Annotated in this window: 20 protein-coding genes; 12 read left to right on the top strand and 8 right to left on the bottom strand. The window is 68.6% G+C overall.

Translation table 11 applies throughout. The features are described from left to right. Positions 1–7 precede the first annotated feature (7 nt). From BoBH3_RS15815 to BoBH3_RS15800, 4 genes are all read left to right on the top strand, one after another. Positions 8–988: a hypothetical protein gene (locus BoBH3_RS15815; protein WP_262331769.1), complete on the top strand. Its 981-nt coding sequence runs from the start codon at positions 8–10 to the stop codon at positions 986–988. Between the two features lie 216 nt (positions 989–1,204). Continuing rightward, positions 1,205–1,984 (top strand): 2-oxo-tetronate isomerase, encoded by a 780-nt coding sequence (gene otnI / locus BoBH3_RS15810; RefSeq protein ID WP_262331768.1) that lies wholly within the window; start codon positions 1,205–1,207, stop codon positions 1,982–1,984. Then, positions 1,984–2,988, top strand: coding sequence for a glucokinase (locus tag BoBH3_RS15805; RefSeq protein WP_262331767.1), 1,005 nt, complete (start codon positions 1,984–1,986; stop codon positions 2,986–2,988). Before otnI ends, BoBH3_RS15805 begins: the two co-directional genes overlap by 1 nt. A 37-nt stretch (positions 2,989–3,025) precedes the next feature. Then, positions 3,026–4,072: an acyltransferase family protein gene (locus BoBH3_RS15800; protein ID WP_262331766.1), complete on the top strand. Its 1,047-nt coding sequence runs from the start codon at positions 3,026–3,028 to the stop codon at positions 4,070–4,072. Positions 4,073–4,190: 118 nt separating this feature from the next. Here BoBH3_RS15800 and BoBH3_RS15795 read toward each other — a convergent pair whose 3' ends face one another. Next, a complete protein-coding gene (locus tag BoBH3_RS15795; protein ID WP_262331765.1) occupies positions 4,191–4,544 on the bottom strand; it encodes a hypothetical protein in 354 nt (117 codons plus the stop codon). Between the two features lie 211 nt (positions 4,545–4,755). Between BoBH3_RS15795 and BoBH3_RS15790 the strand changes: the two genes are divergently transcribed. Next, positions 4,756–6,570 carry an ABC-F family ATP-binding cassette domain-containing protein gene (locus tag BoBH3_RS15790; RefSeq protein ID WP_262331960.1) on the top strand — a complete coding sequence of 605 codons (1,815 nt, stop codon included), beginning with the start codon at positions 4,756–4,758 and terminating at the stop codon, positions 6,568–6,570. A 99-nt stretch (positions 6,571–6,669) separates the two neighbouring features. Next, the gene (locus tag BoBH3_RS15785; protein ID WP_262331764.1) at positions 6,670–7,416 is read left to right on the top strand and encodes an SDR family oxidoreductase; all 747 of its coding nucleotides are present in this window, start codon (positions 6,670–6,672) and stop codon (positions 7,414–7,416) included. Positions 7,417–7,528: 112 nt separating this feature from the next. Here BoBH3_RS15785 and BoBH3_RS15780 read toward each other — a convergent pair whose 3' ends face one another. Next, a complete protein-coding gene (locus tag BoBH3_RS15780; RefSeq protein ID WP_262331763.1) occupies positions 7,529–8,434 on the bottom strand; it encodes a metallophosphoesterase family protein in 906 nt (301 codons plus the stop codon). A 331-nt stretch (positions 8,435–8,765) separates the two neighbouring features. Between BoBH3_RS15780 and BoBH3_RS15775 the strand changes: the two genes are divergently transcribed. Both BoBH3_RS15775 and BoBH3_RS15770 read left to right on the top strand, forming a co-directional pair. Then, positions 8,766–9,275 carry an NUDIX domain-containing protein gene (locus BoBH3_RS15775; RefSeq protein ID WP_262331762.1) on the top strand — a complete coding sequence of 170 codons (510 nt, stop codon included), beginning with the start codon at positions 8,766–8,768 and terminating at the stop codon, positions 9,273–9,275. Positions 9,276–9,437: 162 nt separating this feature from the next. Continuing rightward, positions 9,438–9,947, top strand: a complete 510-nt coding sequence (locus BoBH3_RS15770) for a GNAT family N-acetyltransferase (RefSeq protein ID WP_262331761.1) — start codon at positions 9,438–9,440, stop codon at positions 9,945–9,947. Between the two features lie 109 nt (positions 9,948–10,056). Here the strand turns inward: BoBH3_RS15770 and BoBH3_RS15765 are convergent, their stop codons facing one another. Genes BoBH3_RS15765 through BoBH3_RS15750 form a run of 4 tightly spaced genes read right to left on the bottom strand, consistent with a single transcriptional unit; the run spans position 10,057 to position 16,922 of the window. Next, positions 10,057–12,147, bottom strand: a complete 2,091-nt coding sequence (locus BoBH3_RS15765; RefSeq protein ID WP_262331760.1) for a hypothetical protein — start codon at positions 12,145–12,147, stop codon at positions 10,057–10,059. 3 nt (positions 12,148–12,150) lie between these two features. Next, complete coding sequence (locus BoBH3_RS15760; RefSeq protein WP_262331759.1) at positions 12,151–14,973, bottom strand: DUF4159 domain-containing protein; 2,823 nt, start codon at positions 14,971–14,973, stop codon at positions 12,151–12,153. 10 nt (positions 14,974–14,983) lie between these two features. Continuing rightward, a complete protein-coding gene (locus tag BoBH3_RS15755) occupies positions 14,984–15,895 on the bottom strand; it encodes a DUF58 domain-containing protein (RefSeq protein ID WP_262331758.1) in 912 nt (303 codons plus the stop codon). Positions 15,896–15,899: 4 nt separating this feature from the next. Continuing rightward, entirely contained in the window at positions 15,900–16,922 is a 1,023-nt protein-coding gene (locus BoBH3_RS15750) for an AAA family ATPase (protein ID WP_262331757.1), read from the bottom strand. A gap of 217 nt (positions 16,923–17,139) precedes the next feature. On the opposite strand from BoBH3_RS15750, the gene BoBH3_RS15745 reads away from it, so the two are divergent. The 4 genes from BoBH3_RS15745 to BoBH3_RS15730 all read left to right on the top strand — a co-directional run bounded on the left by BoBH3_RS15745 (position 17,140) and on the right by BoBH3_RS15730 (position 19,957). Continuing rightward, positions 17,140–17,739 carry a DUF1285 domain-containing protein gene (locus tag BoBH3_RS15745; protein ID WP_410050608.1) on the top strand — a complete coding sequence of 200 codons (600 nt, stop codon included), beginning with the start codon at positions 17,140–17,142 and terminating at the stop codon, positions 17,737–17,739. After that, positions 17,736–18,392 carry a CoA pyrophosphatase gene (locus tag BoBH3_RS15740; protein ID WP_262331756.1) on the top strand — a complete coding sequence of 219 codons (657 nt, stop codon included), beginning with the start codon at positions 17,736–17,738 and terminating at the stop codon, positions 18,390–18,392. The genes BoBH3_RS15745 and BoBH3_RS15740 overlap by 4 nt, the downstream gene beginning before the upstream one ends. Positions 18,393–18,467: 75 nt before the next feature. Continuing rightward, the gene (locus BoBH3_RS15735; RefSeq protein WP_262331755.1) at positions 18,468–18,725 is read left to right on the top strand and encodes a DUF6111 family protein; all 258 of its coding nucleotides are present in this window, start codon (positions 18,468–18,470) and stop codon (positions 18,723–18,725) included. Then, positions 18,722–19,957 (top strand): CCA tRNA nucleotidyltransferase, encoded by a 1,236-nt coding sequence (locus tag BoBH3_RS15730; protein WP_262331754.1) that lies wholly within the window; start codon positions 18,722–18,724, stop codon positions 19,955–19,957. Before BoBH3_RS15735 ends, BoBH3_RS15730 begins: the two co-directional genes overlap by 4 nt. A 74-nt stretch (positions 19,958–20,031) precedes the next feature. Here the strand turns inward: BoBH3_RS15730 and hemF are convergent, their stop codons facing one another. Both hemF and BoBH3_RS15720 read right to left on the bottom strand, forming a co-directional pair. Continuing rightward, positions 20,032–20,958 (bottom strand): oxygen-dependent coproporphyrinogen oxidase, encoded by a 927-nt coding sequence (gene hemF, locus BoBH3_RS15725; protein WP_262331753.1) that lies wholly within the window; start codon positions 20,956–20,958, stop codon positions 20,032–20,034. Beyond that, complete coding sequence (locus BoBH3_RS15720; RefSeq protein ID WP_262331958.1) at positions 20,955–21,434, bottom strand: tRNA (cytidine(34)-2'-O)-methyltransferase; 480 nt, start codon at positions 21,432–21,434, stop codon at positions 20,955–20,957. Before BoBH3_RS15720 ends, hemF begins: the two co-directional genes overlap by 4 nt.

Raw genomic sequence — 21,434 nt, 5'->3', positions numbered from 1 at the left:
GACGTTCATGACGTTTTTGCGCCTGCGCGCTGCCGCCCTGCTTGCGGCTCTCGCCTGCATCGCGACGCCTGCTTTCGCCGCGGGCGACATCCCTGTCGAAGTGAAGAACGAGTCCGAGCCGGTGCTCTGCGCCGAGAAGGACAACGTCACCATCAAGGCGATCTCGCCCGACGTTCGGCGCTTCCAGATCGAGGCGGCGCATCCGGCCTATATCGCGGGGCTGGTGCGCGACAACTGGGACGCCGACTGGACGAATTGCGACATGAAGGGCGACCCGTCCTTCGCCCCGCCGACGCCGCCGCGCCGCGTGACCTTCTGGGAAACCATCGATTACTGGCTGGTGGGCTACACCTTCCCGAGCTTCTGGCGCCCGGCCGACACGACCTTCCGCGTCGGCGACAGGGTGGAGAAAGGGCTGCACATCGTCCAGCTCTGGAAGCTCGGCAAGGACAAGTCCTACGAGGTTCTGGTGGTCTATCCGCAGGATGGCTACTGGCGGGCCCGGCCGATGCCACCGGAGCATCTCGGCTATTCCTCCTACGGTTCCTCCTTCCTGTTCGGCCCGGTGGAGCAGGACGGCCGGCCGGTGGTGAACATCCGCGAGATCGAGTTCGATCCGAAGACGCTTTCCTTCAAGCTCGCCTTCAAGGACGGCTCCAACGGCACGCTGAAGCTCGGCAGCGTCGACGAGAACCGGATGGTGCTCGACGCCGTGCTGGATCGGCCTGTGACGGGCGGCAAGGCCTTCCTCGCGCTGCGCTCGATGTACGTCACCGAGTTCAACAACGATGTCGCCCGCATCGCGGTGCGCGAACCCGGTGCCAAGGGGTGGCGCGAAGAGCCGCTGATGCCGTTCCAGGGCGGCAAGGCGACCGATATCTGGATGGGCCGCGCCACCCATTCGCGCCACAACACCTCCTCGCCCGACATGGTGTTCCGGCGTTTCTCGGCCGATCCTGTCCCGCCGCAACCGGAGAAGAAGCCGTAAGCACGCCGTCATTGCGAGGAGCGTAGCGACGAAGCAATCCACGGGGACTGGGTAACGTCCGACCCAACCCCCTTGGCTTGCTTCGCTGCGCTCGCAATGACGAGGCTCAGTGCCTCGCCACGGAACGCATCCCCTCCCTGCCGCGTTGCGGCATGACGTGGCGTGCGCATCGCGCTAGCTTGCCGCCATCGATGCCGATTAGCTTCTAGGACTGCCATGCCGCGTTTCGCCGCCAATCTCTCGATGATGTTCACGGAATGGGACTTCCTCGACCGTTTCAAGGCGGCCGCGGAGGCTGGCTTCGAGGCTGTGGAGTTCCTCTTCCCCTATGAGCACAGCCCCGAACAGGTCGGGCTGGCGCTTGCCGGCGGGGAACTTCAACAGGCTCTGTTCAACTTGCCACCGGGCGATTTCGCCAATGGCGAGCGCGGCATTGCGTCGCTTACGGGCCGCGAGGACGAGTTCCGCGCCTCGGTCGAGAAGGCCCTTTCTTATGTCCACGAGACCGGGGTGAAGAAACTCCACATGATGGCGGGGCTCGCCGACCCGAAGGACCCCGTCGCGCAGAAGACCTATCGCGCCTCGCTGGCCTATGCCGCCGACAGGCTCGGCGAGCATGGCATCGATCTGCTGCTGGAGCCGATCAACGGCAAGGACATGCCGGGCTACTTCCTGAACGATTTCGATCAGGCCGCAGCCTATATCCGCGAATCCGGCCGGTCGAATGTCCGGTTGCAGTTCGACATGTATCATTGCGAGCTGATCCATGGTGACGTCTCGGCTCGGCTGAAGGCGCTCTATCCGCTCGTCGGCCATGTGCAGATCGCCCGCGCCAACGGCCGCCACGAGCCCGACGCGTCCGGCCCCGACTATCCACGCCTTTTCGCCGAGCTCGATGCGCTCGGATATGACGGCTTCGTCGGCTGCGAATACCGGCCCGAGCGCAGCACGCTCGAGGGGCTCGGCTGGTTCGCGCCCTGGCGGAAGCACGTCTGATGCGTCCGCCCTCGATCAGCTACCCGGTTCTGGTGGCCGATGTCGGCGGGACCAATTGCCGGCTCTCGCTGGTTGCTGATCCCGACAGTGCGCATCGCCCGCTGGCGCGGCTAGGAACGGGCAGCTATCCGACCGCTGAGGCTGCGTTCGCCTCCGTGCTCGCCGATCTGCCCGAGAAGCCGCGCGCCGCTGTCATCGCCGTCGCCGGGCCGCTCGACGGACGACAGGCCCAGCTTACCAACGCGATCTGGGAGCTCGACGGGCGCCGCATCGCCGCGGCGCTCGACCTGACGCAGGGGCTGCTCGTCAATGATTTCGAGGCGCTTTCCGCGTCGCTCGCAGTGCTCGGGCCGCGAGATGTCGTGACGCTGGTCGAGGGGCAGCCGGAGCCGGAGGGCGTGCGGCTGGTGCTCGGGCCGGGCACGGGCTTCGGCGCGGCGGCGCTGCTGACGCATGGCGAGCGCGGCATGCTGATCCCGACCGAATCCGGCCATATCGGCATCGGCCCGGAGGACCAGGCCGAGCAACGCATCTGGCCGGCGCTGAGCGAGGGCGTGCCGCGCCTCACCGTCGAGCATCTCTTGAGCGGGGACGGGCTGGTGCGCCTGCACAAGGCCGTGGCGCGAACGTCCGGCACGCCGGCGGCCGATGTCAGCGCCGCCGACATCTCTCGGCTCGCGCAGGATGGCGACCCGGGCGCTCTGATGGCGGTCGTCTGCTTCTGGCGCCTGCTGGCGCGTGTCGCTGGCGATCTCGCCCTGATCTTCAAGGCGACGGGCGGCGTGTTCATTGCGGGCGGCATCGCGCCCCATCTGCTGCCGCTCGCCGACAAGGCGGCGATCCGCACCGTCTTCGCCGGCAAGCCGCCGATGGAGGAACTGGCCGGTCGTTTCGCACTCCACGTCGTCACGGCGCCGGATGCCGCCGAGCAGGGACTCGCGGCGATTGCCGCGAATCTCCATCGTTTCGGCCTCGACGATCCGAAGCGGCTGTGGTTTGGCTGAGCCTCCCGCTCGTTCGAATGCTTCTCCCAAGGTCCGCGTGCAGCCCATCCATTCGATCCAGGTCCTGCGCGCGCTCGCGGCCTTCATGGTCGCGATCCATCATGTCCAGCCCGATGCGGCGGTGGTGGCTCAGCGCTTCGGGCTGAGCTTCACGCGCAACGACCTGCTGCCCTGGATGGCCGGCGTCGACATCTTCTTCGTCGTCTCCGGCTTCATCATGGTCCATGCCTCGCAGGAGCTGTTCGGGCGGGAAGGGGCCTCGGTCGCCTTCCTGAAACGGCGGCTGGCGCGCATCGTGCCGCTCTACTGGGCGATGACGACGCTGTTCCTGCTGGTGGCACTGTTCATCCCGGCGGTGCTCAATTCCGGCGCACCGAGCCTCGCGCAGATTCTTGCCTCCTACCTGTTCTGGCCTGTGCTCTCGACGCAGGGGCTGGCACAGCCGGTCTATTCGCTGGGCTGGACGCTGAACTACGAGATGCTGTTCTACGTCCTCTTCGCCGCGGGGCTGGCGCTGCCGGCGCGCTGGACGCTGCCGGCGATCACCGCCGTGCTGGTGCTCATGGTCGCGGCCGGAACGCTCGCCGGTCCGCTGCCGCTGCCCTTCGGCTTCTGGAGCGAGCCGATCGTGCTGGAATTCGCAGCCGGCATGGGCATCGCCGTGCTGCGCCGGAAGGGCCTGCGCCTGCACGGAGCCCTGCGCGTCGCGGTTGCCGTGGCGGGCGTCGGGGTGCTGCTGGCGGCTGCGCATCTGCCGGGTGCTGACGGACCTTGGAGCAGCGTGCTCTGGCGCGGCGGGGCGGCTGTCCTGCTGATGCTCGCGGCTGCTTGCGGACGGGAAGGCATCGTCGCGCCGAGGCCGGTGAGGGCGTTGGCGGTCGTCGGCGACGCCTCCTATGCACTCTATCTCGTGCACCCCTTCGTGATCCGCGGGATGAGGGAGGTCGCGCTGCGGATCGGTCTGGCTTCGCCCGCGCTCTACATCGTGCTGGCGCTGGCGGGCGCGGTACTGGCGGCGCTGCTGGTCTATCGCTTCTTCGAGAAGCCTGCGACGCGGCTTGTAAGGCGCTGGATCGGAGGGTGAGTGCGCCGTCATGCTCGGGCTTGACCCGAGCATCTCCTGACCAGAGCGACTCCTGCGCCTTACCCTCCCGAGATTCCCGGGTCTGCGCTGCGCTTCGCCTGAGAATGACGCCCGGTGGCTAGCGTAACTTCATGCCCTTGAGGGACTGGCCGACGACGCCGCCATCCTTGCGACGCTCCGCGCGCCTCGCCTTGATCGCATCGGCATGCTCGGGCTGCGGATAGTAGCCGCGCTCCATGATCTCGAGCGAATATTCCTCATAGGTCAGGCCGAGCGCCTCGGCCTTTTCCTGTCGATTCAGCGCGACCTCGCGCGGCTTCTTCCAGGCCCGGCGATGGGCGAAGCGCCAGTCGAAATAGCGTCCGATATTGCCGTTGCCCGTCCCCGAGCGGCGCTTCCGCTCCTTCAGCGGCGGGCCGCCATTGTGGCCGATCCCGATGGGGCGGTCGCTGAGCATCGCTTTTGAACTCATGAAGGCCGTGTTCCGTCACGATAAGGGGCGGGGAGGAGCTGGCAAGGGCCGTGCCAGCGGGTGAGACATCTCCATGCCCGCTTGCAGGCGGCCAACCCGGTCGTGGGTTCCGGGTTCTTCGCTACGCGAAGCCCCGGAATGACATTGGTGATTCCTGCGCGCGTGACAGGACCGCAGCGGCGGTCTATCCCGCAGGCCGAACACAGGACGGATCATGGCCCCTTTGCTGCATCTGCGCGACGTCGCGCTCACCTTCGGCGGACAGCCTTTGCTCGAAGCGGCGGAAATCGCCGTGTCGGCCGGAGAGCACGTCTGCCTCGTGGGCCGCAACGGCTCGGGCAAATCGACCTTGCTCAAGATCGCGGCCGGTCTGGTCGAGGCCGACAGCGCTGACCGCTTCGTCCAGCCCGGTGCGACGATCCGCTATCTGCCGCAGGAGCCGGACTTCACCGGCTACAAGACCTCGCTCGCCTATGTCGAGGCCGGGCTTGGACCGGGAGACGATCACTATCGCGCGCAGTACCTGATCGACGAGCTCGGCCTGACTGGGGAGGAGGACCCGGCGACGATGTCGGGTGGCGAATCCCGCCGCGCGGCGCTGGCGCGCGTGCTCGCGCCCGAACCCGATATCCTGCTGCTCGACGAGCCGACGAACCATCTCGATCTGCCGGTGATCGAATGGCTGGAGCAGGAGCTGAAATCGCTGCGCTCGGCGATGGTCCTGATCAGCCACGACCGGCGCTTCCTGACCAACCTGTCGCGTGCGACGATCTGGCTCGATCGCGGCCTGACCAAACGCATGGACCGGGGCTTCGGCGATTTCGAGGCCTGGCGCGACGAAGTGCTCGCGCAGGAGGAGCTCGACCGCCACAAGCTCGACCGCAAGATCGCGCGCGAGGAGGACTGGCTGCGCTATGGCGTCAGCGCCCGGCGCACGCGCAACCAGCGCCGCCTCGGCGAGTTGCACGGGCTGCGCGAGCAGCGCCGGACGGCGCGCTTCGCGGTCGGCAGCGTCAAGCTCGAGGCGAGCGAGGCCCAGACCTCGGGCAAGCTCGTGATCGAGGCGGTCAATGTCGCTAAAGCCTTCGGTTCGAATGTCGTGGTCAAGGACCTGTCGCTGCGCGTGGCACGCGGCGACCGGATCGGCATCGTCGGCCCCAACGGCGCCGGCAAGACCACGCTGATCAACCTGCTGACCGGTGCGCTCGCGCCGGATTCAGGCACGGTGAAGCTCGGCGTCTCGCTCGAGATGGTCACGCTCGACCAGCGCCGTGAGAGCCTCGATCCGGCGACCCCGCTGGGCGATGCGCTGACCGGCGGCGGCTCGGATCAGGTGATGGTCGGCGACACGCCGCGCCACGTCATCGCCTATATGAAGGACTTCCTGTTCCAGCCGCTGCAGCGGCGCACGCCCGTCGGCGCGCTGTCGGGTGGCGAGCGAGGCCGCCTGATGCTGGCCCGCGCCTTGGCCAAGCCTTCCAACATGCTGGTGCTGGATGAGCCGACCAACGATCTCGATCTCGAGACGCTCGACCTGCTTCAGGAACTGCTCTCGGACTACCAGGGCACGGTCCTGCTGGTCAGCCATGATCGCGACTTCATCGACCGCGTCGTCTCGGCGACGCTGATCTCGGATGGCGATGGCGTCTGGACCGAGTTCGCCGGCGGCTACACCGACATGCTGGCCCAGCGCGGCCGCGGCGTTAGCGCAAAGGTGAGGGCGCCCCTTGGCAAAGCGCAGCCCACCGCCGAAGCACCGGCGGTCATTGCGAGCGCCGCGCCTGTGTCGAAGCGCAAGCTCTCCTTCAACGAGAAGCATGCGCTGGAGACGCTGCCGAAGAGGATCGAGGTGCTGCAGGGCGAGGTGGCCAAGCTCAACGTCGCGCTCGCCGGCGACCTCTACAGCCGCGATCCGAAGCTCTTCGCCAAGGCGACGGCGCGGCTGGAGGACGTGACGCGCGAGATCACCGACGCGGAGGAGCGCTGGCTGGAGCTGGAGATGCTGCGGGAGGAGATCGGGGCCTGAGCCATACGATTTCCGTATCCGGCTGCGCATCAAAACGCATTTACGACGGCATCCAATCGTCTCAAACATCCAAGCCATCAAAAAACACGAGGAACGACCATGAGACTGAAGGGCAAGACGGCGCTGGTGACTGGCGCGGCGCAGGGCTTCGGGTTCGGGATTGCGGAGACGTTCGCGCGCGAGGGCGCACGGGTCGCGGTGCTCGATCTCAATGGCGACAAGGCCAAGGAGGCTGCCAAGGCCATCGGCCGCCGCGCTTTCGCCGTGACCTGCGATGTCGGCAAGGCCAAGAGCGTCGACAAGGCGGTGGAGAAGATCCTCGCGAAGGTCGGGCGGCTCGACATCGTCGTCAACAATGCCGGCACCACCCATCGCAACAAGCCGATGACCGAGGTGACCGAGGAAGAGTTCGACCGGGTCTTCGCTGTGAACGTGAAGTCGATCTACCTGATGGCGCGGGCGACGATCCCGCATTTCCGCGAGCATGGCGGCGGCGTCATCCTGAACATCGGCTCGACGGCCGGCCTGCGTCCGCGTCCGGGCCTGACCTGGTACAATGGCTCGAAGGGCGCGGCGAACCTGATCTCGCAGTCGATGGCCGTCGAGCTCGCGCCCGACAAGATTCGCGTCAACGCCATCGCGCCGGTCGCGGGCGAGACGCCGCTGCTCGCCACCTTCATGGGGGAGGACACGCCGGAGCGCCGCAAGCAGTTCACGTCCACGATCCCGTGGGGCCGCTTCTCGACGCCGCAGGACATCGCCAATGCGGCGCTCTTCCTCTGCTCGGACGAGGCCGACATGGTGACGGGAAGCGTGCTGGCGGTGGACGGCGGCCGCTGCGTCTAAGGAGGCGTCATGCTCGGGCTTGACCCGAGCATCTCGTCCCGAAAAGGGTGGCCTTCCTTCCTGAGATTCTCGGGTCGAAGCTCCGCTGCGCCCGAGAATGACGGCTAGTCGTTCAGACCAACTCGCCCAGCAATGCGATCTCCTGGCGGCGCACCACCGTGCCGTCGGGCTCGAAGCCGCGCTGTTCCAGCGTGATGCGCGGCGCCTTGGCATCGCCTGCGATGCGGAAGAGGTGCCAGGTTCCGAGCTCGCCATGGCCGAGGGGGCCAAGCGAGGCGGAAGGCACGCCGACGATTGGCACGTCATGACCGTGTTTCTGGCCGGGACCGGGCCGCCAGGCCAGCGAGAAGCTGTGGTTGTGGCCGTGCAGCACGAGATCGGCGCCCTTGCGCTTCAGCATGGCCTCGAAGGCTGCGGCGTCGATGAGTTCGCGGCCGCGCTTGGCGCCGCCGACATAGGGCGGGTGATGGATCAGCACGACGCGAATCAGGCCCTCGTCGCGAGCGCGTTCCAGCAGTGCCTCGGTGCGGGCGATCTGCTCGCTGCCGACCCGGCCCGTTGCCATCAGGGGAAGCGTCGGCACGCCGCTGTTGACGCCGATGAGCGCGACAGGGCCGCGCTTGCGATACCAGGGATAGCCCACCTTGCTCTCGTCATCCGCGCTCCAGGGTGCGAGCTGGGCCGCCAGCGGCTTCAATGATGAGCGGGCATAGGCATCGTGGTTGCCCGGTACGAAGCTGACCGTCTCGCGAGGCCCCAGGGTGTCGAGGAAGGCGACGGCAGTGCGGAATTCGTTCGGCAGGCCGATATGGGCGACGTCGCCGGTGCAGGCGATATGGTCCGGCCGCTTCTCGTGGATATCGGCGACGATGCGGGCCAGGATGTCCATGTCATGGGCATGCCGGCGCTTCCGACGCCAGTTGACGTAGCCGGTCGCGCGCTTGCCGAAGAGCTGATGCAGCGAAAACCCGGCCAGCGGGCCGAGATGCGGGTCGGACAGATGCGCGAGCTTGAACACGCTCCAGCGCTTCTCCCGCCGCGGGCCGTCAGTCAAGCGCGCCGTTGACGCGCCTGGACTGGCGGAAGGCGGAACGGCCTCAGTTGGCGGCGCCGGTGAGTTCCGACACGATGCGCGAATCGGTCAGCGTGACGGCGGGCTTCCAGACATAGGCGGGCTTGGCCCTGAGGCGGGCGATGATGAAAGAGAGAAGCATGGTCGTGGTTCCGGTTGGTGACGTTGCGTTAGTGCTCCCTATTTGGGACGCGTTTATGACGGAACAAGACCGCGAAAACGACTCCGCTATGCGTCATTTGCATAGACAATTAACCGGATCTTGAGAGTTTCCCTGATGCCATCGCAGGCGCCGACCTCCGCCGCCGATCCCGAAACCTCCCGCCGGCCGGGAGAGCGGCTTCTGGTCAGGCTGCTCCATCTCTATTTCCGCTTCGCCCGTGGCATGACCTTCGGCGTGCGCGCCGCCGTGCTGAATGAGCGCGGAGAGGTCTTCCTGATTCGCCATACCTATGTTTCGGGCTGGCATTTGCCCGGCGGCGGCGTCGAGGTCGCGGAATCGGCGCTGCAGGCGCTCGATCGTGAATTGTCGGAAGAGGCCGGGCTCGCGCTGACCGGAGTGCCGGCGCTGCACGGGTTGTTCTTCAACCGCCATGCGTCACGGCGGGACCATGTGGCGCTCTATGTCGTGCGCGAGTTCAGGATCGAAAGCGTCAAGCAGCCAGACCGAGAGATCGCGGAGGCAGGCTTCTTCCCGCTCGATGCCCTGCCGGACGGCACGACGGCCGCGACGCGAAAGCGGCTCGACGAGATCATGACGGGCGCGCCGCCTCCTGCCGAATGGTAGCTATTCCCCTTTGCGAGACGATGCTGTACAGGCGCTTGCCATGAGCAACGGGCACAGCCTCCGCGACCTGCGACGACCGACGCGCTGAATGCGCCTTCCGGGCGAGGAGTGTTTGCGCGCCCTCGTCATCGCCGATCGCTCCCCGCTCTGCTGACTGCTGCCATGACCTCCTTGCCATTGACCATCCGCCACGAATTGCCCGTGGATTCCGCCGCCATCGAGCGCCTGCATGAGCGCGCCTTCGGCCCCGGCCGCTTCGCCCGCACGGCCTTCCGCCTGCGCGAGGGCGTGCCGCCCGATCCAGCGCTGTCCTTCGCCGCCCATGTCGGCACCTTCCTCGTCGGCTCGGTGAAGGTGACGCCCGTCGTTGCCGGCGGCCACAAGGCGCTGATGCTGGGGCCGCTGACGGTCGACCCCGCCTTCGAGGGGCGGGGCATCGGGGCGGCGCTGATGAACCGCTCGATCGAGGCTGCGCGCGAGGCCGGGCATGACCTCGTCATGTTGATCGGCGATGCGCCCTATTACGCCCGCTTCGGCTTCAAGGTGCTGCCGCCCGGCCAGCTCGTCCTGCCCGGCCCGGCCGATCCGGGTCGTTTTCTGGCGCTTGAGCTGCTCGAAGGCGTGCTGAGCGAGCGGCGCGGCGCGGTGATGTCGGCGCGGGTCACGGGCTGAGGTTTTGCGTCATGCTCGGGCTTGACCCGAGCATCTCGGAAACCAGCGCCTTCTGGTCCTGAAATTCTCGGGTCAAGCCCGAGAATGACGCGCTGCCTGCGCGGCCATCTCAAGCCTGACGCTTGAAGCGGCGGCCGCTTTCGCCGAGCCAGCCTGCGACCAGAGCACCGAACAGCAGCGCCAGCCCGATCAACCCGACGAAGAGCGGAGAGATCCGAACGCCGCGCACGATGCCGGAATCGCTGATCCTCAAGCCGATCCAGTCATTGCCGGAGAACTGGCTGCCGGAACGCACCGGCACGATGCGCGGCACATTGACGGCCGAGCCGCTCTCACGGCCGATGCGGCGCGAGGAGCCGCCGGTGGCCTGTGCCAGCGGCTGCAGGGCGGCTGGATCACTCACCACCTCCATCAGCTCGCGCGGGTTCTCCGGGCCGACGCTGGCGAAGGCGGTCAGGTTATCGGATGTCAGCCGATAGAGCCCCTGTTCGCCGGCCGGAATGCGGGCGGTGAAGAGGCCGGGGCGGCCGGCTTCGAGCGGGATGCTGCGGGACTGGCCGTCCGGCCCGGTGACGGTAATCGGGGACGGGTTGTCGCGCAGCGTCTGGCGCTCGACCTCGACGGTGCCGCCGCGGGCGGTGGCGCGCAGCGCCTCCTCCTCCAGCTCCGGTTCCTTCATCAGCCAGTGGCTGAGGCGCCGCAGCAGGTCGAGATACGGGCCGCCATCGCGGAAGCCGCGAGCCCAGAGCCAGGCATGATCGGAGAGGAAGAGCGCGACGCGGCCCTTCTGCTCGCGAGCCAGCATCAGCAGGGGGCGCTCGCCAGGCCCGGTCATGACCGGGGACGCGCCGGGGCGCGCCTGGGCGCCGACCATGCGCAGCCACTCGCCCCAACGCGGCGGCGAGACTTCCGAGCCCGGCAGGTCGCGGGTGACGGGGTGACGCTTGCCGGGCTCGCTGACCTGGGCGCGATAGGCCTCGTCGATGACGCTGCCGTCCGGCACGGCCGGCAGGATCTGGCCGAGCGGGGTGCGCGCCAGCGTCTGCCCGCCGGCATATTCCGGGCCGGCCGCGACGAGGAGCGCGCCGCCGTCCCGCACATAGCGGACGATGTTCTCGAAATAGAGCAGCGGCAGGATCGACTGGTTGGCGTAGCGATCGAAGATGATCAGGTCGAATTCCTTGATCTTGACCTGGAACAGCTCGCGCGTCGGGAACGCGATCAGCGAGAGCTCATTGATCGGCGTGCCGTCCTGCTTCTCCGGCGGGCGCAGGATGGTGAAGTGGACGAGGTCGACATTGGCGTCGGCCTTGAGGAGGTTGCGCCAGGTGCGCTCCCCCGGATGCGGCTCGCCTGAAACCAGCAGCACGCGCAGCTTGTCGCGCACGCCTTCAATCGTAATGACCGCGCGGTTGTTGGCGAGCGTCAGCTCCTGATCGAGGGCCGAGGCCTCGATCTCGACGACGTTCGGCCCGCCGCGGTCGATGCGGACGGGCACCTGCACGACCTGTCCGGTGACGACGTCGCGGCGCGCGATGATCTCGCCGTCGCGGCGGATGGTCAGCCCGGCGCGGCCGGGCCCGCCCTTGTCGACGACGCGAAGCCGGATCACCTGGTCCTTGCCGACGATGCCGAAGCGGGGCGAATCGACCAGCATGATGCGGCGGTCGATCTCGGCATTGCGGCCGGTGGTCAGCACATGCAGCGGCGCGCGCAGGCCGAGCACCTCGGCATTGGGCGGGCTGTCATGGGCGAGGCCGTCGGTGATGGCGATGGCACCGGCGACGCGCTCCGAGGGCACGTCGGCGAGGCTCGCCGCCAGTGCCTCGAACAGGCGGGTGCCGTCGCTCGACCCCTGCGCATCGCGAAGGTCGACGATACGGGGCTCGATATTGGGCATGCCACGGAGCTGCCGCTCGACCTCGGCGACGGCTTCGTCGGTCTGGGCGGAGCGGTCGGCGAGCCGATTCGAGGCCGAGCGATCGACCACGACCGAGACGACGTCCTTGACCGGGTCACGGTCCTCCGCGACGAGCGAGGGATCGGCGAGGGCGAGCGTCAGCACGGCGAGTGCCAGAGCCCTCAGGATGGCGCTGCGGCCGGCGAGCACGATGGCCGCACCCGCAGCAACCGCCGCAAGGACGGCGAGCCCGATGAGGAGCGGCAGCGGAACCAGCGGGGCGAAGGAGACGCTCCACATGGCTTACTGTCCCAGACGTTCGAGCAGGGCCGGGACGTGGACCTGGTCGGCCTTGTAGTTGCCGGTCAATGCGTACATCACGAGGTTGACGCCCGCGCGCAGCGCCATCTCGCGCTGGCGGGGATCGGAGCCGGAGAGCGGCACCAGCCCGTCGCCGCGCTTGTCGATGGCCCAGGCTGCGGCGAGGTCGTTGCCGGTGATGACGATGGGGGAGACATTGTCGCCGGCCCGCGCCGGGCGCTTGCCGTCGCTATCGGCCGGCGGCAGAATCTCGACCCAGGTCGTGCCGGTGTCGTAGCGGCCGACCAGCTCGTCGAGGATGTAGAAGGTCTTGGTCAGGACGTGGTCGCGCGGCAGCGGCTCCAGCTCGGGAATGTCGAGCGTCTGCAGTGTCCGCCGGAGCTGGTCGCCCTCCGGTGTCGTGCCGCCGCCCGGCCTGGCGCTCATGGCATCGCGCGTGTCGAAGATCACGAGCCCGCCGCCCTTCATATAGGCTTCGAGCTTGCGCAGGGTCTCGCCCGAAGGGATCGGCCGGCCGGCGACCACCGGCCAATAGAGCACGGGGAAGAAGGCCAGTTCGTCACGCTCGACATTGACGCCGACCGCATCGCCCGGCTCCAGCGCGGTGCGCGCGCCCAGCACGGTGTTGAGGCCCGCGAGGCCTGCCTTCGAGATATCGTCGACGCCCCTGTCGCCGGTGACGACATAGGCGAGCCGCGTCACCGCGCCATTGGCGAAGAGCGCGCGCGGGATCGGCGGGCGGTTCTCCGGCGGGGCGCCCGGCGCCGGCTGGGCGCGGACCGTGTCAGGGGCAAGCATGCCCGCGGCGGCGATCGCGATGAGGATCGCGGCCGGGGCGGTCGCCTTGCGGAAGCGGGCGAAGTTCAGCCTGCCGCCGAGCCAGAGCGTCGCCAGCGTATCGGCCACGAGCAACAGCAGGGCGATGACCAGCAGCGGGGGGCGGGCGTCGCGAGCCACCGGCTCGTCGATCGGCAGGATCGGCGCGCCGAGCCCGGCGAGATCGAGCGCCGCCAGCGTGTCGTCGGGCTTGAGCGCGTTGACGGCGAGGGAGCCGTCCGCCGGGCCGTAGAGGCCGGGTGGATGCGCCAGTGTGGCGCGGCCGGCGAAGTTGCGCGCGACCGGCTGGCTGGTGGCCGGCGGCGTGCGGAAGCGGCCGCTGCCATCGAGCACGCGGGTGGGCGAGAGCGTCTCGACGCGGGCCTCGTCGCTCTGGGCTTCGGAAGCGGTTCCGGTGCCGGCGAGGCCGACGATCTTGCGCAGCATCTCGACGAAAAGGCCGGAGAGCGGCAGGTTCGACCAGGTCGTGTCGGCCGTGACATGAACCATGGCGATGATGCCGTCGCCACGCCGCTCGCCGGTGACGACGGGTGTGCCGTCCTCCAGCGCCGCCCAGGTCTTGCGCGAGAGATTGGCCTCGGGTTCGGCCAGAATCTGGCGGCTGACGCGGAGGTCGTCGCTGATCTGCAGTCCGGCGAAGGGGCTTTCGCGGGTGAAGGGCGCGAGCTTGCGCGGCGTCTCCCATGACAGGCCGCCGCCGAGCGTGCGCCCGCCGCGGCGCAGGCGCACCGGCGTCAGGTCGTCGGAGGAGGCTGCCAGCCGCGCGCCGGCGAAGCGCAGCAGCACGCCGCCACGCTCGACGAACTCGCTGACCTTTGCGCTCGTCTCGCGGTCGAGCGCGCCGATATCGGCGAGCACCAGCACCGAGAGGTTCTGTGCCAGCAACTCGCCGACGGGATCGGTCGAGCCCTGGCGCGGCTCGCGGACCTCGGCGAAGGGCTGGAGCGCGCGGGCGATGTAGTAGGTCGGCGAGAGCAGCGGCTGGGCGGTGTCGGCCGTGGCGCCCGAGACGAGGCCGACACGGCGACGCTTGGCGCGATCGTCGAGCAGGGCCACGGCGGCGGCGCTGCCCTCGCCGGCGATCTCGAGCCGCGACACGGCGTTGCGGACCTCGATCGGCAGTGTGAGGCGCGCCGTCGTCTGCAAGTTCGAACCCTCGAAAATGAATGGCGCGTCGCCGAGCGGCAGGCCCTTGAGGTCCAGCGCGCGGACCTGGCCACTGGCAGGGGCGCTCGCGGTGGGGCGCAGCACCTTCACGGTCAGCGCGCCGGCGAGGTTTTCCGGCGCGGCGAGCGCGATCTGGCCCGGCGGGCCGGCATGGAGCGAGAGGCGGCGCGCACCGGCCTGCTGCTTGAGCCCTGCCAGGAACTCGCTTTCGTCCGCGACAGCGAGCGAGTCGCTGACCCAGACGATCTCGGCCGAGGGCGTGGTTTGAAGGAAGGCCTCGATCCGCGGCAGATGGGCGGCGCGATCGGGGGCGTGGGGCTCGAGCGCGAGCGCCCGCAGTCGGTCCAGCGCGGTGCGCGGTTCGGCGAGTGCGATAGCGGTCGGTGCTTCAGCGAGGCCGACGATGGCGACGGGGCGGCCCTCGCGCGTCGCGGCGGCAATGCGGGATTCGGCGACAGCGATGCGCTCCGGCCAGTCGGAGGCGGCGCCGAAGCCGTTGTCGATGAGCAGCAGGATCGGGCCAGTGCTCGGCGCGCTCTCCCGTGTCGGGTTCCAGATCGGACCGGCGACGGCGAGGATGGCGAGCGCAGCCACGGCCATGCGCATGGCGAGCAGCCACCAGGGCGTATGAGCCGGCAGCTCGCGCTTGGCGATGAGGTCCGCGACGATCTTGAGCGGCGGGAAGTCGATGCGGCGCGGCCGTGGGGGCGTCACGCGCAGGATCAGCCAGAGCGCTGGCAGAACAGCGAGCGCGGCGAGCGCGAGCGGGGCGGTGAAGCTCAAGGGGAGGGCGCTGAACATGGGCTCTCCCTCAGACCATGCCGCGCGCGGCGGCGACGAGGCTGGCGACGCGCAGCACGGCTTCGCTGGCCGGGCGGTCGGTGCGGTGGAGCGTCAGCGTCCAGCCCGCCTTGCGGCATGCCTCGGAGATCGCATCGCGATGGGCGGCGAGGCGCTGGCGGTATTCCTCACCCCAAGAGCCTGCATCGCCGACGCGCAGCGTCAGCCCGTCCTCGAGGTCGAAGAGCTCGGCCTGCCCGCTGAATGGGAAGGTCTCCTCGATCGGATCGGCGATGAGCAGCACATGGCCGCGGGCGCCGCTGGAGGCCATCGAGGAGATGCGCTGTGCCAGCGATGTCCCGGGCGTGAGCCCGTCGGTCACGATGATCGCGTCCGCCAGCCGCGGCAGAGGTCCGCCGGGCGGGAGATCGTCTTCGGCACCGCGGCTGTCGGCGACGATGGCCTGCGCCAGCACCTCGACGATGCGGCGGGAAGCGAGCGCCCGCGTCAAGCCGAGATGGCCGACACGCTCGCCGCCCTCGACCAACGTCTCGGCCAGCGCGAACCCTGCGACCAGGGCGCGGTCGATCTTGGAGGCGAGTGCCAGCGAGGAAGCGAAACCCATCGAGGCCGAGCGGTCGATCCAGAGCCAGATCGAATGCGAGGCTTCCCATTCCCGCTCGCGGACGAAGAGGTGGCCGTCGCGGGCGGAGCGGCGCCAGTCGATGCGCGAGGCCGATTCGCCGGCGACCAGCGGGCGATACTGCCAGAAGGTCTCGCCCGGGCCAGAACGGCGCCGGCCGTGGATGCCGTGGATGCTGGCCGAGACGCGACGGGCTTCGAGGATGAGACGCGGCAGGCGCGCGGCGAGGTCGAGCGATTCCGTGAGGATCGGTTTGGCGGGTTGCCGTTCGCTCGGACCCAGGACGCGCGTGCGCAGCATCGGCCTATCCCAGCCGTTCCACGAGCTTGCCGATCACGCCCTCGACGGTCTCGCCATCGGCACGCGCCGCGAAGGTCAGCGCGATACGGTGCTTGAGCACGGGCAGCGCCAGCGCCGCGACGTCGTCCACCGAGGGGGCGAGCCGGCCTTCGACCAGCGCGCGGGCGCGGACGGCGAGCGTCAGCGACTGGCTGGCGCGCGGGCCGGGGCCCCAGGCGAGCTTGCCGGTGATCGCATCGTTGCTGTCGCTAGGACGGGCGGAGCGCACGAGATCGAGGATGGCATCGACGACGGCCTCGCCGACCGGCAGGCGACGCACCAGCCGCTGCACCGACATCAGCGTCTCGGCGGTCATCGCGGCCTCGGGCTTGCGCTCGCTCGCGCCGGTTGTCTCGAGCAGGATGCGGCGTTCGGCGTCGCGATCCGGGTAGCCGACATCGATCTCGAGCAGGAAGCGGTCGAGCTGCGCTTCGGGCAGGGGGTAGGTGCCTTCCTGCTCGATGGGGTTCTGGGTCGCCAGCACGTGGAATGGAGCGGGCAGGTCGTATCGCTCGCCAGCCACCGTCACATGATGCTCCTGCATCGCCTGCAGCAGTGCGGACTGGGTGCGGGGCGAAGCGCGGTTGATCTCGTCCGCCATCAGCAGCTGGGCGAATACCGGGCCCTTGATGAAGCGGAAGTGGCGCTTGCCGTCGCTGGATTCGTCGAGCACCTCGGAGCCGAGGATGTCCGACGGCATCAGGTCCGGCGTGAACTGGACGCGCCGCGCGGCGAGCCCCAGGACCGTGCCCATCGCTTCGACGAGGCGGGTCTTGGCGAGGCCGGGCACGCCGACCAGCAGGCCGTGGCCGCCGGCGAGAAGCGTGACGAGCGAAAGGTCGACGACCTGCTGCTGGCCGAAGATGACCTGGCCGATCTCCTTGCGCGCCGCGCTGATCGCACCGAGCGCGGCTTCTGCCGCCTCGACGATGCCGGTGTCGAGATCGATCGGGGAATTGCTCTCGCTCGCCCGGGCTTGCGCCGCCATGTCGGTCTCCTTCAGTCTGGCCCTGCCGTTGCCGCATCGGGGCCGATGGACGCGTGAACCTGTCGTCGTCTTCCGTCGTTCAATGTGGACGGCCCCTTGGAGGGGCTCAAGCGCCGATTGGAGCGGTGCACATAAACTCGGCTTCACGATTATGTGGAGTTCAAGGCAGAAAGACGATGCAACCACTATGCCGCATCCGACAGGGACGGGCTTTTCGATGACCGCGGAAGGCAGCGCGATGGAGCGACTCATGGCCGCGCTCGGCGGGGCCGGCGCGCCCGGCAAACCGCGCGGTTTGCCGCCTGTCGAGCGCTGGAACCCGCCTTTCTGCGGCGATCTCGACATGCGTATCGCCGCCGACGGGACCTGGTTCTATCTCGGCACGCCGATCGGCCGGCCGGCGCTGGTGAGGCTTTTCTCCTCCGTCCTGAAGCGAGAGGGCGACGATTACTTTCTCGTGACCCCGGTCGAGAAGGTCGGCATCCGGGTCGAGGACGCGCCCTTCCAGGCGGTCGAGATGCAGGTCGACGGGGAGGGGGATGCCCGCAGCATCGCCTTCAGAACGCAGGTGGATGACCTGCTCAGCGTCGGGCCGGACCACGAGCTGCGTTTCGAGCGGGCTGAAAAAGACGGTCTCAAACCCTATGTCCATGTGAGACGCGGCCTCTGGGCTCGGCTGACGCGGGCGCTGACCTATGATCTGCTCGCGCTCGGCGAGGTTCGGGAGGTCGGGGGCGAGGCGATGTTCGGCATCGCGGCTGCCGGGCAATTCTACCCGGCGTTGCCGGCGAGCGAGATCGAGGGCATCGAGATTTGACGATCAACGGCCATGCCCTGAACCTCGATACCGAGGCCTTCGCAGCGCTCGCGCGCGAGCGGTTGCGGCCCGAGCCGCCGGATTTCGGCGATATCATCAGCCGTCCGCGCGGCGACCATGAGAATCAGCCCCAGCCGGTGCCTGTCCCCGACGAGAAGCGTGCGATTCCCGCCGCCGTGCTGATCGGCATCGTGCCCCGCGTGGAGGGGCCCACCATGCTGCTGACCACGCGTGCCGCCAGCCTGCGCAAGCATTCGGCGCAGGTCGCCTTTCCTGGCGGGCGGGTCGATGCAGTCGATGGCTCGCCAGTCGTGACGGCGCTGCGCGAGACGGAGGAGGAGATCGGCCTTGCGCGTGAGCACATCAGCACGCTCGGCTTCCTCGACGCTTACCTGACCGGCACCGGATACCGCATCGTGCCGGTGGTGGCGCTGATCGAGCCGCCCTTCTCGCTGACCATCAACCCCCATGAGGTGGACGAGGCCTTCGAGACGCCCCTCTCCTTCCTGTTCGATCCGGCCAATCACAAGCGCGAGGGGCGGGAGTGGCAGGGGCAGTTGCGCACCTACTATGCGATGTCGTTCGCGGATCGCTATATCTGGGGGGCGACCGCCGGCATGATCCGTAACCTTTACGAGCGGCTTGCCGGATAGAGTTGCGACAGGCGCGCATTTCGGGCGCGCGGGCGATTTGGCCCGCCACGAAAAGCGCGCGGGAGACGACGGTCAATGCTGCGCGTAATCATCGAAGAGGTCCTGCTCTTCGTTCTACCCTTTTGCGTCTTTGCGGCTTATCTCGTCGTCAAGCGGCGAAACCCCTTCGATGTCGAGCACTGGAGCCGCCATGCCTTCTGGCTCTCGGTGACCGGTCTTCTCCTGGCCATCGCGGTTCTCGCCTATACCGGCTTCATCGCGCCGCGCAGCCAGGGCGCCTATGAACCGCCGCATATGGAGAACGGCGTGCTGGTGCCCGGCCGCTTTAAATGATCGAGGCGCGAAATGGCGCCATCGCGGCGTTTCTCGCTGAGCCGGTCCTGGCGCAGCTCCTCGCTGCCTTGAACGGCGAAGGCGAGGAGACGCGCGTCGTCGGCGGAGCGGTGCGCAATCTCCTGCTCGACGAAGCGCACAGCGATGTCGACCTCGCCACCACGGCGCTGCCGGAGGAGACGATTCGACGTGGCAAGGCGGCAGGCTTCAAGGCGGTGCCGACCGGCATCGAGCACGGCACTGTTACGCTCGTCTCCAAGGGCCAGAGCTTCGAGGTGACGACGCTCAGGCACGACGTCGAGACCGACGGACGCCGGGCCAAGGTCGCGTTCGGGCGTGATTTCGCCGAGGATGCGCTGCGGCGCGACTTCACCATCAACGCGCTCGGCCTGAGCCGGGACGGGGCGATCCACGACTACAGTGACGGTCTGGCCGATCTCGCGACCCGGCGCGTGCGCTTCATCGGGAAGGCCGAGGAACGCATCCGCGAGGACTATCTGCGCATCCTGCGCTTCTTCCGATTCCATGCCCAATACGGCGCGGGGAGCCCGGATGCCGATGGGTTGCGCGCCTGCATCGCGGGCCGAACGGGACTGGGCGGGCTCTCTCGCGAGCGTGTCCGTGCCGAGACGATGAAGCTTCTGGTGGCTCCGGGCGCCGCAGCGACGCTGGAGGCCATGGCGGGGGCGGGGCTGCTGATGCCGGTGATCGGCGGCGTGCCCCATCTCTCGCGCTTCGCCGCTGTGGCTGCGGAGGGCGGGGAGGGCGTCTATCCTGCGTTCCGGCTGGCGGCTTTGGCTGTCGCCGTTCGTGAGGATGCGCCGAGGCTCAGGGAGCGACTCAGGCTCTCGAACGAGGAGTTCGACCGGATCGAGCGGATCGCGCTCGCGCTGCAGCGGCTGGGCGGGCAGGCGGAGCTGCCAGGGCTCGCTGCGCTGCGCCGCATCGCTCATGCGGTGGGGAACGACGCGGCGGCCGGGGCGCTCGTGTTGCTGACTGCTTCTGCCGAGAAGGACGTCGGCCGCGATGTGCAGCGGCTGATCGGCGATTTGGGCCGCACGCCGCCCTTCCTGCCGACGGGGAAGGACGTCATCGGTCTCGGTGTGCCGCCTGGGCCGGAGATCGGCCGCGTGCTGGAAGCGGCGCGGCAGGGCTGGATCGAAGCGGGGTGTCCGGCTGAACTCGAACAGCAGATGGGTCTCGTGAAGGCGGCGCTTACGGCGGACACTTAGGCTCGGACAGCGCGGGGAACCCTCTGCCGTAGGGAGAGAGGTTCCCCGCTATCTTGTCGGGGATGCTGCGCGCTTTACGGCCACCTCACCGTCGGCGGCATCGAGGACAGGATCGAGGCGACATTGCCGCCGGTCTTCAGCCCGAAGATCGTGCCACGGTCGTAAAGCAGGTTGAACTCGACATAGCGGCCGCGCCGCACCTGCTGCTCGTGCCGCTCGCCCCCGCTCCAGGGCTTGCCGATGTTGCGGCACAGGATGTTCGGGTAGGTGTCGAGAAAGGCCTCGCCCACCGCCCTCGTGAAGGCGAAGTCGGCCTCGGCGTCGCCGGTCCAGATATAGTCGTAGAAGATGCCGCCGATGCCGCGCGGCTCGTTGCGGTGCTTCAGGAAGAAGTACTCGTCGCACCAGCGCTTGAAGTGCTCGTAATCCGCGATGGCCGGGAAGCGCTCGCAGGGCGCGCGCATCGCCGCGTGGAAATCGCGGCTGTCGGGGTCTTCCTGGTTGCGGCGGGCGTCCAGCACGGGAGTCAGGTCGGCGCCGCCGCCGAACCAGGGCTTCGTCGTGACGACGAAGCGCGTGTTCATGTGCACGGTCGGCGCGTGCGGATTCCACGGATGGGCGATCAGCGAGATGCCCGTCGCGTGGAAGCGCGGGTCCTCGGCCGCACCGGGAATCTGGCTGGCGAATTCGGGCGAGAAGCTGCCGTGGACGGTCGAGACATGCACGCCGACCTTCTCGAAGACGCGCCCCTTCATGATCGACATCACGCCGCCGCCGCCGGGCGCTCCGTCATGGTTGGTGCGCTGCCAGGGCGTGCGCACGAAGCGGCCGGCCTTGTCGTCCTCCGGGGGGAAGGGGCCCGTCGCAGTATCCTCGATCTCCTCGAATGCGGCGCAGATGCGGTCCCGCAGGCTCTCGAACCAGGCGGCCGCGCGCGGCTTCAGCGTCTCGACGAGAGCGGGATCTGCAGGAGGGGCTTCAACGGGCTTGGGGATGCTCATGCTTCATGTCCATCGCGGCGCGGGTAGCCGCCTGTCTGGCGCAACGCCTCGCCGATTACCATCGCCGCGGCCAGCGCGACATTGAGCGAACGCAATCCCGGGCGCATCGGGATATGCAGGGAGGCGTCGGCCGCCGTGCGGACTTCCGTGGTCACCCCCGCCGATTCCCTGCCGACCAGAACGATGTCGCCGGGCTGAAAGGCGAAGTCCGGCAATGGCGTCGCGCCATCCGTCTCGGCGAGCAGGAGGCGATGTCCGCTGCCGCGCCGCCATTCATCGAAGGCCGCGAAGGAATCGTGGCGCATCACGGCTGCTCGTTCCAGATAATCCATGCCCGAGCGGCGGAAATGCCGGTCCGAGACGTCGAAGGCCGCGGGCTCGACGATGTCGACGGCGATGCCGAGGCAGGCGGCCATGCGGATCATCGTGCCGGCGTTCTGCGGGATGTCCGGCTGGAAGAGGGCGAGGCGCAGCAT

This window comes from Allobosea sp. BH3 (assembly GCF_025499465.1).
Taxonomy (GTDB): Bacteria; Pseudomonadota; Alphaproteobacteria; order Rhizobiales; family Beijerinckiaceae; genus Allobosea.
This window is presented reverse-complemented; position numbering and strand designations above follow the sequence as displayed.